The organism is Streptomyces sp. NPDC002701, from assembly GCF_042889045.1.
Classification (GTDB): domain Bacteria; phylum Actinomycetota; class Actinomycetes; order Streptomycetales; family Streptomycetaceae; genus Streptomyces.
Genome location: NZ_JBIAQL010000034.1, coordinates 1 through 12,972, shown reverse-complemented (window position 1 = coordinate 12,972; position 12,972 = coordinate 1). Strand labels below are relative to the sequence as shown.

Annotated in this window: 16 protein-coding genes and 1 pseudogene; 10 read left to right on the top strand and 7 right to left on the bottom strand. The window is 68.9% G+C overall.

The genetic code is table 11. The annotated features are described in order from the left end of the window. Nucleotides 1–203 precede the first annotated feature (203 nt). The gene (locus tag ACFYXC_RS38910) at nt 204–737 is read left to right on the top strand and encodes a hypothetical protein (RefSeq protein WP_389557492.1); all 534 of its coding nucleotides are present in this window, start codon (nt 204–206) and stop codon (nt 735–737) included. Between the two features lie 251 nt (nt 738–988). Continuing rightward, nucleotides 989–1,546 (top strand): hypothetical protein, encoded by a 558-nt coding sequence (locus tag ACFYXC_RS38905; protein ID WP_389557491.1) that lies wholly within the window; start codon nt 989–991, stop codon nt 1,544–1,546. 29 nt (nt 1,547–1,575) lie between these two features. Here the strand turns inward: ACFYXC_RS38905 and ACFYXC_RS38900 are convergent, their stop codons facing one another. Then, nucleotides 1,576–1,962, bottom strand: a complete 387-nt coding sequence (locus ACFYXC_RS38900) for a hypothetical protein (RefSeq protein ID WP_389557489.1) — start codon at nt 1,960–1,962, stop codon at nt 1,576–1,578. Between the two features lie 354 nt (nt 1,963–2,316). Then, nucleotides 2,317–3,225 carry a LysR family transcriptional regulator gene (locus ACFYXC_RS38895; protein ID WP_389557487.1) on the bottom strand — a complete coding sequence of 303 codons (909 nt, stop codon included), beginning with the start codon at nt 3,223–3,225 and terminating at the stop codon, nt 2,317–2,319. A gap of 186 nt (nt 3,226–3,411) precedes the next feature. On the opposite strand from ACFYXC_RS38895, the gene ACFYXC_RS38890 reads away from it, so the two are divergent. Continuing rightward, a complete protein-coding gene (locus ACFYXC_RS38890; protein WP_389557485.1) occupies nt 3,412–4,158 on the top strand; it encodes an SDR family NAD(P)-dependent oxidoreductase in 747 nt (248 codons plus the stop codon). Nucleotides 4,159–4,437: 279 nt separating this feature from the next. After that, nucleotides 4,438–5,682, top strand: coding sequence for an ergothioneine biosynthesis glutamate--cysteine ligase EgtA (gene egtA / locus ACFYXC_RS38885; RefSeq protein ID WP_389557483.1), 1,245 nt, complete (start codon nt 4,438–4,440; stop codon nt 5,680–5,682). Nucleotides 5,683–5,809: 127 nt separating this feature from the next. Here the strand turns inward: egtA and ACFYXC_RS38880 are convergent, their stop codons facing one another. Beyond that, the gene (locus ACFYXC_RS38880) at nt 5,810–6,379 is read right to left on the bottom strand and encodes a TetR/AcrR family transcriptional regulator (protein ID WP_388926895.1); all 570 of its coding nucleotides are present in this window, start codon (nt 6,377–6,379) and stop codon (nt 5,810–5,812) included. An 85-nt stretch (nt 6,380–6,464) separates the two neighbouring features. Between ACFYXC_RS38880 and ACFYXC_RS38875 the strand changes: the two genes are divergently transcribed. The 3 genes from ACFYXC_RS38875 (at nt 6,465) to ACFYXC_RS38865 (ending at nt 7,775) form a co-directional block, all read left to right on the top strand. Next, nucleotides 6,465–6,872 carry a nuclear transport factor 2 family protein gene (locus tag ACFYXC_RS38875; RefSeq protein WP_389557480.1) on the top strand — a complete coding sequence of 136 codons (408 nt, stop codon included), beginning with the start codon at nt 6,465–6,467 and terminating at the stop codon, nt 6,870–6,872. Between the two features lie 220 nt (nt 6,873–7,092). Further along, nucleotides 7,093–7,392 carry a DUF1778 domain-containing protein gene (locus ACFYXC_RS38870; protein WP_389557479.1) on the top strand — a complete coding sequence of 100 codons (300 nt, stop codon included), beginning with the start codon at nt 7,093–7,095 and terminating at the stop codon, nt 7,390–7,392. Next, nucleotides 7,389–7,775, top strand: coding sequence for a fic family toxin-antitoxin system, toxin component (locus ACFYXC_RS38865; RefSeq protein ID WP_388926886.1), 387 nt, complete (start codon nt 7,389–7,391; stop codon nt 7,773–7,775). Before ACFYXC_RS38870 ends, ACFYXC_RS38865 begins: the two co-directional genes overlap by 4 nt. Nucleotides 7,776–7,814: 39 nt before the next feature. On the opposite strand, the gene ACFYXC_RS38860 is transcribed toward ACFYXC_RS38865, so the two are convergent. The 3 genes from ACFYXC_RS38860 to ACFYXC_RS38850 form a co-directional block, all read right to left on the bottom strand. Continuing rightward, nucleotides 7,815–8,324 carry a hypothetical protein gene (locus ACFYXC_RS38860; RefSeq protein WP_389557478.1) on the bottom strand — a complete coding sequence of 170 codons (510 nt, stop codon included), beginning with the start codon at nt 8,322–8,324 and terminating at the stop codon, nt 7,815–7,817. 266 nt (nt 8,325–8,590) lie between these two features. Continuing rightward, the gene (locus ACFYXC_RS38855) at nt 8,591–8,866 is read right to left on the bottom strand and encodes a hypothetical protein (protein ID WP_389557476.1); all 276 of its coding nucleotides are present in this window, start codon (nt 8,864–8,866) and stop codon (nt 8,591–8,593) included. A gap of 57 nt (nt 8,867–8,923) precedes the next feature. Beyond that, entirely contained in the window at nt 8,924–9,658 is a 735-nt protein-coding gene (locus ACFYXC_RS38850; RefSeq protein ID WP_389557475.1) for a helix-turn-helix domain-containing protein, read from the bottom strand. Between the two features lie 268 nt (nt 9,659–9,926). Between ACFYXC_RS38850 and ACFYXC_RS38845 the strand changes: the two genes are divergently transcribed. From ACFYXC_RS38845 to ACFYXC_RS38835, 3 genes are read left to right on the top strand one after another with little or no spacing between them, the layout of a single operon-like run. Beyond that, on the top strand, nt 9,927–10,601 hold the full coding sequence (locus tag ACFYXC_RS38845; RefSeq protein ID WP_389557549.1) for a DUF4097 family beta strand repeat-containing protein: 675 nt from the start codon (nt 9,927–9,929) through the stop codon (nt 10,599–10,601). A gap of 31 nt (nt 10,602–10,632) precedes the next feature. Further along, nucleotides 10,633–11,598, top strand: coding sequence for an ATP-binding cassette domain-containing protein (locus tag ACFYXC_RS38840; protein ID WP_389557473.1), 966 nt, complete (start codon nt 10,633–10,635; stop codon nt 11,596–11,598). Further along, the gene (locus tag ACFYXC_RS38835; RefSeq protein WP_389557471.1) at nt 11,595–12,371 is read left to right on the top strand and encodes an ABC transporter permease; all 777 of its coding nucleotides are present in this window, start codon (nt 11,595–11,597) and stop codon (nt 12,369–12,371) included. Before ACFYXC_RS38840 ends, ACFYXC_RS38835 begins: the two co-directional genes overlap by 4 nt. Before the next feature lie 158 nt (nt 12,372–12,529). On the opposite strand, the pseudogene ACFYXC_RS38830 reads toward ACFYXC_RS38835, so the two are convergent. Then, nucleotides 12,530–12,972, bottom strand: a pseudogene (locus ACFYXC_RS38830) (2-oxoacid:ferredoxin oxidoreductase subunit beta); the annotation flags it as partial.

The following is a 12,972-nucleotide window of genomic DNA, read 5'->3' as shown; positions in this document are numbered from 1 at the left end:
ACGCGACCGACACTGTCGATTGATCATGCTCACGTCAACTTGTTTGAAAGGCCGAGCTGCGAGAGTCCGGAGACGCCGTGGTGACGAGCGCTGCGCGATACGCCGATGCGGCGTGGACCCGGATCGAGACCTGGCTCGCCCGCCACGCACCCGGGGTCCATGCGGCCCTGTGCCCGCCTGCGCGCGGGCACACCCTCGAGCTCGTGGCAGAGGCTGCCGGCGCCGCGCTGCCCAGCGACCTCGCCGCCTGGTGGCAAAGGCGCCACGGGCTACGTCGGCCGCCCTCGTCGGGCAGTCTCTTCCCGGACCGGTACCACCCTCTCCCCCTGGAGGACGCCCTCCAGCACCGGGCGCTCTTCCTGGACACGGCCCGCCGCACCTGCCCTCCGCAACTTCAGCCGCAGTTCGACGCGTTCCAGGAACGCTGCAGCTGCCAGCCGGCAGGCACGCTCTATCCCAGCGAAGCTCTTCTCTTGTGGCTGCCCGCCTGGATTCCCATCGCCCATGACGCGGCGGGAGGCGGCCTGTTTGCCGACCTGCGTGCAGGGCGGCACCGCGGCTGCCTGGTCCGCTACACGGACCACGGCCACGCACCCGAAGCCGCATGGCCGGATCTCGCCACACTGCTGACCCACGTGGCCGACTCCCTCGAAGCGCTCGACGATGCCCACCGAGCAACCGGCGGCACGGTGACAATCGGCCGCTGGACCGTGCCGGGGTCGGAACCTCTTGAATGACTGACGCGCAGTGAGCTCGCCTACCAGAGAGGTACGGCAACTGGAGAGGCTCCCACAGCATGTTGCAGATGCGAGCTGCCGATGACACCTGGGAGTGCGTCTTTATCTCGCTGATGGATCGATCCGACCAAACCGACGCCGTGCTTGACCCCCCATGCCGACATCCTCACTGCACGATGAAAGTTGTGCTGTCTGGATGCGACCGCAGAGTTCTCCGGACACTGCCGATCCGTTTCCGCCACGATATTCCCGTGGATCAACTGACCGTCGTACTCATCAGCGGCCTGGGTGGAGCAGCCATCACCGCTGCCGCAGCAGTTGCGGTGCCGCTCATCACCGGCCGGCACGCACGGCACCATGAGCAACGCGCCCGCACCGTGGATGAGTTCGATCGAATGATGGATCTGCGCGTCGCCACCCGCGACCTCCTGCTCCTCCTCGACGATGCGCGCAAAGCAGCACGCAACGACCGCCCAGTTGACCTCAGCGAGCTGCCCAATGCGATCAAGCAAGTAAGAACGGCTGCGGACCGGTGCGAGGTCTACGGGCTGAACTTCGTCCACTCTCCAAGTTCGCGCGACTTCGGCAGGGACACGCCAGAGGCCCGAGGCTTGCACTCGTGCATACAGTCCGCCCAGTCAGTAGGTCATTTGGTCGACGAGGCCGCGCAAGCTCACGAGCCTCCGGATAGACAGCTGTGGCGAAGAATCAATGAGACGTTCCACCAGGCCGAACAGGCGCGACGCCAGGTTCTCGGCGTCCTGATGGACCGCATGGCGGAGCTGCGGGCGGAGATGGCTCGCACCTAGACGTTCCCTTTCAGGAGCGCTGGGTGGATCTATTTCGTACCGGACTCGTCGGCGAGGCCGACGACGGAGTCGAGGGCGTCGGTGAGGTAGTAGTACGCCTTGCCGTCACGGGTCATGGGGTTCAGCATGCCCTCGGTTTCGCGGACGAGTCCCTTGTCCATACCGGCGGTTGTCTCGGCGGCCGGGCCGATGGGGCCGGGGTGGAAGTAGATGTCGCCCAGGCGGTGGCGTTCGCTGGAGCCGGTGGAGCCGTACTGGCTCGGGTAGATCTTGCCGCTGACGGTGAGGGAGATGAGCTGGGAGAAGTCCGACCACGCCTCGGCCGCGCGGGTCTCCTCCGGGGTGGAGGCGTCGGCGGTCTCGTTGGCGGCCGTGTCGTAGGACCAGTTCGCCGTGGAGCCGTTCTTGCTGGTCAACTGCGAGGCGTTGTTGTAGGTGTGGGTGGTGCCGCGGGGGCAGCCGGGCTCGACGCCCTGGGAGGTGAGGTTCCCGGCGGCGTCGTAGCAGTACTGCCAGGACGCGTTGAGCGTGGTGCCCTTTTCCTCCTTGGCGTAGGAGAAGTGGCCCGCACTGTCGTAGCCGGCGTCGGAGTAGCTGTGGGCGAGACTGACCAGGGTGCCGTTGGATGAGGTGGCTTTGATCGTCTTGGGTCCGGTCCGACTCGTCCGGGTTCATCGTCTGCACGGTGCCGCCCGGGTGGGTGGTCTTCGTGCGCGCGTCGTTGTTGTGGTCGTAGGACGTGATCCGGCCGGCTGGGTCCTTGGGGGTGCTCAATCAGTTGTGGGCTGGCAGAGGAGGCTTGTGCCGCACCAGTTCTGTTGGTTGAGGTGGTCGAGCATGGCCGTCTCTGCCGGACCCGGATTGCGCCGCACGCCGACGAGGACGGGCTCGGTCAGGGCGGGCAGGAGCGGGCAGGCCAGTTCTTCGAAGCCTTCGGGGATGGCCGAGGCCGGGACCACGGTGACGCCCAGGCCCTGCGCGACGAGCCGCACCGCAGTGGAGATCTGTGACGCTCGGGCCACCGTGTGGGGGCTGAGGCCCGCGTCGGCGAGCAGGCGGGCGAGGTAGTCGTCGAGCAGGCTGGCGCGCCGGAACCGGATCCATCCCTCCGACGCCAGGTCTTTCAGGCACAGGGCGGCGCCGTCCGAGAGAAGTGGGTGCCCCTTCGAGAGGACTGCGACGTGGGCTTCCTCGCCCAGGTGGTGCGTGTCGAAGGTGCACCCGGCGGGGAAGCGGTGCGCGAGGATCATGTCGAGGGTTCCCTGGCGGACCAGTCGTTCCATGTCCGCGGGATCGGGCTCCTCGTGGAGGGTCACCTGCAGCTTCGGGTGGCGCTTGCGCAACTGCCCCAGCACCTGGGGTAGTTGGCGTGCTCCCAGGCCCATGTGGACAGCCATGATGAGTTCGCCGGCCAGTTCCCCGTCGGCGGCGCGAGCGGCCATGACGGCACGCCGGGATGCGGTCGTCGCGATCTCCGCCTCCGCGAGGAAGGCCCGCCCTGCCACCGTCACCGTCACCCCGTTCGGGGTGCGGGTGAACAGCTGCACCCCGAGGTGCTTCTCCAAGGTGCCGATCTGCTGTGACAGAGAGGGCTGAGTGACCCGCAGACGGTCTGCTGCCGCCGTCATGGAGCCCTCCTCGGCGACGGCCAGGGCGTATTCGTATTGGCGCAGGTTCATTCGAGATCCGACCTTCGACATGACATAGGAGATGTCAATGCAGAGTATACGTTGCCACTATTTGCCTCTATGTCTGGCCCGGTCCTACCGTGGTGCACGCCCAGCGCAGCCACCACCGGCCGGAAAGCTGCCGCCCGATCTCGGCGCGCGCCGTCAGGCATCTTTTTTCTTTTCGAGGAGCACACCATGGATTTCGAGGGCAAGAGCGTTCTGATCACGGGTGCGGGGTCGCGTGGAGGTATCGGCGCCGCGACGGCGCACGCGTTCGCACGCGACGGAGCGTCGGTGGTGGTCACCGGCCGCAACGCCGAGCGAGGGGCCGAGGTGGTGGACGACATCACCGCCGGCGGAGGAAAGGCCCGGTTCGTCCTCGCTGATCTCAGTGATCTCGCCGACGTCGAGCGGTTGGCCAAGGAGGCGGGTGACATCGACGTGCTGGTCAACAACGCGGCAAGCTACAGGGCCAGCATCAAGCCGACCCTCGACCAGGACAGCGAAGCGAACGCGGAGTCGTGGGACACCAACGTGCGCGCCACCTTCGTCCTCAGCACCCGACTCGTCCAGGGGATGATCGAGCGGGGCGGCGGCACCATCGTCAACATCAGCAGTATCGCCGCCGCGATCGCCATGCCGCACATGGCGACGTATGGAGCGCAGAAGGCGGCCGTCGAGTCCTTCACCCGCAGTTGGGCCGCGGAGTGGGGCCGGTACGGCATACGCGTCAACGCGGTGGCTCCTGGGAACGTGAGCAGCGACAACGTGGTGAACTTCATCGGCGCCGACCAGTTCACGGCGTGGTCCGAGGTCAATCCGCTCAAGCGCAACGCCGCGCCCGAGGAACTCGCCGAGGTCATCGCGTTCGTGGCGAGCGAGCGCGCGAGCTTCGTCACCGGCCAGGTGATCGTGGCCGACGGTGGCCGCCTCGCCGTCTGAACGACGCGGCGAGCACCGCCACGGGGAAGGTCTCCGGCCGCCCGTCCGGGTGCGGCCGGAGACCGGGCCGGGTCACGACGCCGACCACCGACCGGGACGACCTCTGCCGTCACGCCGACCGAGGCCGTTCAACCATGCTGACCGAGGCCAGCTGTCCGGCCGTTCAACCACGCTGACCGGAGATCGCGGACGCGGTGTGGTTCCTCGACACGCCGCTCCCCCTGCGCCCAGCGCGACACCCACCTGACCCGCACCGGCTTGTGCGAGAGGAGGACAGAAATGACCGAACTGACCCTGGAGGAAGCGGAAGCCCATGTGTTCGGCGTGTGTTTCAGGACCGGCCCCCCTGAGCGGATCGGTGTGGAGACGGAGTGGCTGGTCCAGGACCGCCACAACCCTCTGCTGCGGATACCCGCCGACCGGCTGAACGCCGCCCTCGCACCGATCGAGGTCGCGGGCGTCCTGACCGGGGGCAGCAGGCTCACCCGTGAGCCGGGCGGCCAGCTGGAGCTGAGTTCCCCGCCGGCCCTCTCGCTCGGCGCGGGCGTCGAGATGATGGCCGCGGATCTCGCCGTACTGCGCACGGCAGTCGAACAGGCCGGTCTGGCACTCGTCGGCCGGGGCCTCGATCCCTATCGCGAACCGCCTCGTGTGCTCGACCACCCCCGCTACCGGGCCATGGAGAGCTTCTTCGACCGCGAGGGCCCCTGGGGCCGCGACATGATGCGCCGCACCGCATCCGTACACATCAACCTGGACTCCGGCGAGGAATCCCGCGGCCTCGGCGGCTACCGCTCCCGCTGGGAACTCGCCCACCGTATCGGTCCCGTGCTCGTCGCCGCCTTCGCCAACTCCCCGGTACAGGACGGATGGCCCACCGGGTGGCTGTCCGGCCGGCAGCACGTCTGGTCCCGGATGGATGCCGGTCGTACCCGCCCGCCCCGCTACCACCCCGACCCACGTGCGGCCTGGACCCGCTATGCGCTCGACGCGCAGGTGATGTGCATACCGGGCGACCTCGACGGGGACTGGTCCGCTCCCTCCGGCTTGACCTTCCGTGCCTGGCTGCGGGGCGTACCCGAGCTGCGGCCGCCGACCCCGGCCGATCTGGACTACCACCTCAGCACGCTGTTCCCGCCGGTCAGACCGCGCGGCTGGCTGGAGTTGCGCATGACCGACGCACAGAACGGCGACGACTGGGTCGTGCCGACTGTGCTGGCCGCGACGCTCCTGAACGACACGGTGGCGGCCGATGCCGCCTACGCGGCAACCGAGCCACTCTGCCCGGACCCGCGGCGGCCCGTCCCCTCCCACGACGTCTGGCTGCGGGCGGCCCGCACCGGCCTCGACAACCAGGACCTCGCCAAGGCCGCCCGCGCCTGCTTTGCCGCGGCCGACAGCGCCCTCGCCGTTCCCGGCACCCCGGCGGCCTTGCGGCATGTCCTGGCCGATTTCGCCGGGCGCTACACAGAGCGCGGCCGTTCGCCCGCCCATGACCATCTGGACGCGCTCCGCCGCACCTGACGCCCGTCTGCCCCAATGACACCTGCCGTGGCCTCCGGAACTGTGCCGGTCAGGCTGCCTGCCAGGTGGTACGGGGTGATGTCGCGCCGTGTGGCGGGCTCGGCCCTGCGGCGGGTGAGGTGCCTCGTCATCCGGCCGCACCCGGTCTGAGCTGTTCGCGGGGCTCGAGGCCGTCCAGGATGACGTCGATCAGGCGGGTGCGGGTCTGCGCGTCCGCGGTGGCCTGGGCGGCCCGGCCGGCTGCGATCAGCAGGGCGATCAGGTCGTCGAAGGACACGTCCTTGCGGACGGCCCCGGCGCTCTGAGCGCGCTGGAGCAGGGCGCCGACGGCCGAGCGCAGGCGGGCTGTGACCTCGGGGTCGGCGTCCAGCTGAAGGTCGCTGAGGGCGTCGGCGAGGATGAGCTTCTCGGCCGATGTGGTGGCGACGTCGGTGAAGAACTCCCGGAACCAGGCCGGCGGGGCGTCGCCCGTCCCGACGGTCAGGGCGCGGGCGGCCAGGTGTTCCAGGCGTTGCTCGTACACCGCTTTGAGCAGTGCTTCCTTGGTCGGGAAGTGCCGGAAGACGGTGCCGATCCCGACTCCGGCCCGCCGGGCGATCTCTTCCGTCGACGCCGTGACGCCGTGTTCGACGAAGACCTCGTCGGCGGCCTGGAGGACGGCGGACCGGTTGCGTGCAGCGTCGGCTCGGGGGGACACGGGAACCTTCCTTGACAAGCGGAGTAGTCACTCCGTATTTTCTCTACCGGAGTGGTCACTCCGATTCTAGCTTCTGGAGGTCATCATGCCTGACAACGCTGTTCGTGCTCCCCGTGAGGTGTTCGAGCTTCTGCTGAAGTCGCTCGCCGACCGGGACCTGCCAACGGTGGTCGGCCTGTACGCCGAGGACGCGGTGGTGCGGCAGCCGTTCGCCAAGCCGGTCGAGGTGGTGCTGACCGGTCGGGCCGAGATCGAGCAGCACCTCTCCGCGTTCGGTGCGGCCCCGGTCACGCTGTCGCCGCGGAACATCGAGGTGCACCAGACGACCGATCCGCACGTCGTCGTCGGGGAGTGGGACAACGACGTCACCCGCACGACAGACGGCACGGCGGTGACCACGCACAACATCGCCGTGTTCTGCATCCGGGACGGACGAGTCGCGTGGTCGCGCGACTACCACGACCACGCTGCCCTCGCCGGCCTGCTGTCTTGACCTGAAGCCTGCCCGAACGGCAGCTGAGCCACCGCACGGCCTCGCGCCGGCGGCGTCGGTTGCGTCGGTTGGCTGGGTGGCCAGCGCGGTGCCGTCCGGGCTGCCCCATGCGACGTCGGCTGCGGGCACGTCGGGGTCTATGGGTTGGTGTGACGGGGGCGCCGTGCCTCGGGTCTGAAAGTGTGGTCCTTTTCTTGATACCGGCGGTACCATCGGTACCATGTCTCAGCCCAAAGCCATGAATCTGCGTTTTCCCGATCCTGGGCAGCGTGCCGCCATCGAGGCGGCTGCGCGGCAGGAAGGGGTCAGTCTGCAGGAGTACATCCTCTCGGCCGCCTATGCCCGTGCCACTGCCGTGGAGAAGCGCTTTCTCGATGCGTTCAGGGCGTCCATGGCCGTCAGCGGCGACGCTTTCGCCGCGGAGGCCGGCGGGGTGCGGCCCGATGTGGAGCAGCGCGCCGCGGAACTGCAGGCGCGGCGGGAGCTTGAGGGGCAGCAGGAGCGGGGTCACGCCGCGTGACGCAGAACGATCCGCTCCATCCGCTCGATGTGACCTTCCTTCTGCACGCGGCCGAGTTGCTGGCCGGTGATCCCCAGGTGGACGACTACGGGCCGCTCTATGCGGCGGTGGCGCGGGTCAATGCCCGGGCGCTGGAGCGCGACATCTACGGTTCCTTGCATCTGAAGGCGGCAGCGCTGCTCCAGACGCTGGCCAGGCTGCCCTGTCTGGAGCACTCCAACGACGCTTTCGCCTGGCATTCGGCGGAGGCGTACCTGGCTCTGAACGGGTGTCTGCTCGCGTATCCGCCGAAGGAGGCTGTCTCCCTGGTGCGCGATGCCGCCTCGGGTGTCTCGGGAGTGGGCCTGATCGGGCGTCAGTTGCGGGCGTGGAGCGTTTCCTGACGTCGTGCCGTCTTGGCACGGCGTCAGGGTCGGGGAGTGTCAGGCCGCGTGGCACAGGGTCTTCGGGGTGGCCTGTGCCGTGGTGCGGGGTGCGGTCGGGTGCACGGTGTGGGGTGTGGCCTGTGCGCGGGTGCGGGTGAAGACCACGAGGCGCAGCACCGCGAAGCGGGCGACGCCGGCCAGCGCCGACGCGGACAGGTAGACGATCTGTTCCAGTACCGCGCCCGGGGTTGCCACCAGTTGTTGCAGGGCCAGCATCGCCACGCAGGTCATCGCGTACGCGGCCGCCGCCGAGCCCGCCGACTGGGTGTGCTGGAGGCGGGTCGCCCGTCCGCCCGCGCCGAAGGTGAAGCGGGCGTGCAGTTCGGTGGCCAGGAGCGTGGAGGCGACCGTGATCACGGCGTTGGCCAGGCTCCAGGGGAGCCAGGAGGCGAGGGCCGCCACGGCGAAGCTGGAGGCCAGTCCCACTCCCCCGCCGCAGAGCACGAAGCGGGCGAAGGCGGTGAAGGCGCCGGGTGCCGTCTGTTGCCGGCTTTGCGCTGTCTTCATGGTCCGACCCCCCTCGCCTCTCGGTCTCTCTCGCCTCGCGAGATGCGTGCCCTCGGCCCGGTGGCCTCAGCTTCACCCTCTCTCGTTTCTTACAGCGGAAACGCTACGTTGCATTCATGGAGTTGGCAACGCATTTGTTGCGTGCATGTGGCGTTAACGCAGGTCGCAGCATCTAAATCGTTGCGATGGTGGTCGGGTAACGCAACAGGACTCGCCCTGTACGTTGCAATGGCATGGGCGTGAACGCCACGCGGCCGCGACGTCGGTCAGGGGCTGTCGCCCGTCCAGTGGAAGCGGGTCCTGTCGCCCGGCCGCGGGTCGTACAGCGCGCGGCCACCGGGGAACTGTGCGAGCTCGGTGGGCAGGGCGGCGCCGGCGGCGATCTGTTCCGGCGTCCAGCCCGTGACGTTCAGCAGCAGCCCGTCCAGGGGGCCGCCCACGAGTTCCACGTAGTCCTGGCCCGGGCGCGGTCCCGGGTCGGGGCTGTCGTGGTCGTGGCCGTAGACACGGCCGCGCAGCAGCCGCTCCTCATCACCGTTCATACAAGCCACCCTTGCAGCCGCCACTGACAATGCGGTCGGCCGCGGGATGGACCCGGCTCAGGCGGTGGCGTCCGAGGGTGTTTCGGGCTTCACGTAGAGGATGTCGCGGGCCTGCTCCGCGGCGCGGGTGGTGCTCTCGTTGACGAAGTCGAGGAAGCGGGCGATGTTCTCGAGGCGGGTGGCCGCCGGGGTGCCGGAGCCGAGGATGCCCACGCCCTGCCGCGCCGTCTCGATGACCTGGCCGAGGGACCGGGCGCCGGCGACCATCGCCTGGTACCAGACGTCGTTGTCGACGACGTAGCGCTCGCGGCGGCGTTCGTCGCGTTCCCGGCGCACGAGGCCCTGCCCTTCCAGGAACGTGATCGCCTTGGAGATGGACGCGGGGCTGACCTGGAGGTGCTGGACGAGTTCGGCCGCGGTGAGGCTGCCCGAGTCGGTGATGTAGAGGCAGGCCAGCACGCGGGCCATCATCCTGGGTGTGCCCGCCCCCATGAGCACGGTGGTGAACGCCTCCTCGTACTCGCGCACGGCCTCGGAGTCGCGTCCGTCGGCCTGCGCCGGCGCCTTCGCGTCGCGGGGCGCGGCCTGCCTGCGGCGGTGGGCGCGCTGTTCGGTGGCGCGGTGGGCGAGGTCGGCGCGGTAGGCGGTGGGGCCGCCGTTGCGCATCACCTCGCGCGTGATCGTCGAGGTCGGGCGGTCGAGGTTCCTGGCGATCTCGGCGTAGGCGAGGCCGTCGGCCAGTCCCAGCGCGATCTGCTGGCGTTCCTGCTGGGTGAGTCTGCCTCCCGACATCGGGGCCTCCTTCTTGGGTCCTCGGTGCCCCGACTATAGCGTTCACTCCCTATTCATTGCAACGGCTTTGCGGTGTGTTGTTGCATTAGAATCTGAACCATTGCAACGATATTTGCGGCTTGACCTGCAACGACAACACTCTTGCGCAACGAACCTGTTGTCAGGATCGTAAATGCAACGTAGCGTTTCCATCATCAGAAAACAGCGGGCCGACAGGACGCCCACTGCAGAGCAGGCCATGAAGAAGCCCGACAAGAAGGAGAGAACGATGCAGACCTTCGCCACCCCCGCCCCCGTCTCCGCGGTCCTCGACGTCCCCGCGGGACGCGTCCGTCTCATCGCCGCCGACCGGACCGACACCGCGGTCGAGATCCTGCCCGCGGACGCCTCGAAGAGCCGCGACCTCAAGGCGGTCAAGCAGATCACGGTCGAGTACGGCGACGGCGTCCTGCGGATCGAGGCCGCACCCGCACAGAACCGCATCCTCGGCGCCTCCTCCGGCTCCGTCGAGGTGACCGTGCAGCTGCCCGCCGGCTCCCGCGTCGAAGCGAAGCTGGCCAGCGGGGAGTTCCGGGGCGTCGGCCGGCTCGGCGACGTCACCTTCGAGGGCGCCCAGGGCTCGGTCAAGCTCGACGAGACCGCAGGTGCCCGCCTCACGCTCCTCGCCGGTGACGTCTCGGTCGGCCGCCTGGGCGGCCCCGCGGAGATCAGCACCCAGAAGGGCGACCTCCACGTCACCGAGGCCGTGCGCGGCACGGTCACGCTGCGCACCGAGTCCGGCGAGATCTCGGTAGGCGCTGCCCGCGGCGTCTCCGCCTCCCTGGACGGCGGCACCACCTACGGCCGGATCAACAACAGCCTCCAGAACGCCGACGGCGCCGCCGCCGCACTGAACATCCACGCGACCACCTCCCACGGCGACATCACCGCCCGCAGCCTCTGAACCCCGCAGCACCGATGAAGGAGTCCCTCTCATGACCAACTCGGCCATCGCGGCGAACGGGCTGCGCAAGTCCTACGGTGACAAGGTCGTCCTCGACGGCATCGACCTGAACGTCCCGGAGGGAACCGTCTTCTCCCTGCTCGGCCCGAACGGCGCCGGCAAGACCACCGCCGTCAAGATCCTCTCCACCCTCGTCACCGCCGACGCCGGCACCGTCCGGGTCGGCGGCCACGACCTCGCCACCGACCCACAGGCCGTGCGCGCCGCGATCGGTGTCACCGGACAGTTCTCCGCCGTCGACGGCCTGATCACCGGCGAGGAGAACATGCTCCTCATGGCCGACCTGCACCACCTGTCCAAAACGGAGGGACGGCGGGTCACCGCCGAACTCCTGGAACGCTTCGACCTGAGCGACGCCGCGAAGAAGCCCGCCCAGAGCTACTCCGGCGGCATGAAGCGCCGCCTCGACATCGCCATGACCCTCGTCGGCGACCCGCGCATCATCTTCCTCGACGAGCCCACCACCGGCCTCGACCCCCGCAGCCGCCACACCATGTGGCAGATCATCCGCGAACTCGTCACCGGCGGCGTCACCGTCTTCCTCACCACCCAGTACCTCGAGGAGGCCGACCAGCTCGCCGACCGCATCGCCGTCCTCAACAACGGCACGATCGCCGCCGAAGGCACCGCCGAAGAACTGAAACGGCTCATCCCCGGCGGACACGTACGGCTCCGCTTCTCCGACCCCGACGCCTACCGGTCCGCCACCCTCGCCCTGCACGAGGTGAACCGGGACGACGAGGCACTGGCCCTGCAGATCCCCAGCGGCGGCAGCCAGCGCGAACTGCGCGCCGTCCTCGACTCGCTGGACTCCGCCGGCATCGAGGCCGACGAACTGACCGTGCACACCCCCGACCTCGACGACGTCTTCTTCGCCCTGACCAGCACCGACCCCCAGCCCGGCGTGTCCAGCCGGCTCAAGGAGGCTGTCCGATGAGCTCCCTCTCCCTCGCCGTGCGCGACTCGAACACCATGCTGCGCCGCAACCTCCTGCACGCCCGGCGCTACCCGTCCCTCACCCTGAACCTGCTGCTCACGCCGGTCATGCTGTTGCTGCTCTTCGTCTACATCTTCGGCGACACCATGAGCGGCGGCGCGGGCCGCTCCGCCTACATCGCCTACATCGTGCCCGGCATCCTGCTGATGACCGTCGGCTCGACCGTGATCGGTACCGCCGTCTCGGTCTCCACCGACATGAACGAGGGCATCATCGCCCGCTTCCGCACCATGGCCATCCACCGCAGCTCCATCCTCTTCGGCCATGTCGTCGGAAGCGTCCTGCAGACCATCATCAGCGTCGTCCTCGTCGGCGCCATCGCCGTCGCCATGGGGTTCCGCTCCACCGATGCCACGATCCTGGAATGGCTCGCGGCGTTCGGCCTGCTCGCCCTAGTCGCCCTGACCTTCACCTGGATCGCGGTGGGCATGGGCCTGGGCAGCCCCAACGCCGAGGCGGCCAGCAACAACGCCATGCCGCTGATCCTGCTGCCGCTCATCTCCAGCGCCTTCGTCCCGCTCCACTCGATGCCCGGCTGGTTCCAGCCGATCGCCGAGTACCAGCCCTTCACCCCCGCCATCGAGACCCTGCGCGGCCTCCTCCTCGGCACCGAGATCGGCAACAACTGGTGGATCGCCCTCGCCTGGTGCGTCGGGCTGACCGTCCTCGGCTACCGCTGGTCGCAGGCACAGTTCAACCGCGACCCCAAATAGCCGCGATGGATACGCGGCCTGCCTCCCGCAGCCCGTCCCAGGACGCCGTACCCCGCCCCGCGAGAGCCCGTCACCGCCATCACTCCCGATGGCTGGGACGGGCTCTCGTCGTGCCGGTCGAGGAGGCGGAGGGGCTACGGGGACGGGCGCGTACGACGTCAGCCGGCGACGGTCCAGGTGTCGCCCCCGGCCAGCAGCGCGGTCAGGTCGCCCTTCCCGTTCTGCTCGATCGCCGCGTCGAGCTGGTCGGCCATCTGCGTGTCGTAGACCGGCCGGTCGACGGACCGCAGAACACCGATCGGGGTGTGGTGCAGCGTGTCCGGATCGGCCAGCCGGGACAACGCGAAAGCCGTCGTCGGCGACGCGGAGTGCGCGTCGTGGACCAGGATCCGGTCCTGGTTCTCGTCCGTCACCGGCACCACACCCAGGTCGCCGGTGGCGGGGTCCCGTACGACACCCTTGGAGCCCATCCCGTCCTCCAGAGGGGTGCCGAAGCGGATCTGTTTCCCGTGTTCGAGGCGGATCACGGCTTCCTGGGCCTGCTGCTGGTCCTTGATGGCTTCGAAGGCGCCGTCGTTGAAGATGTTGCAGTTCTGGTAGA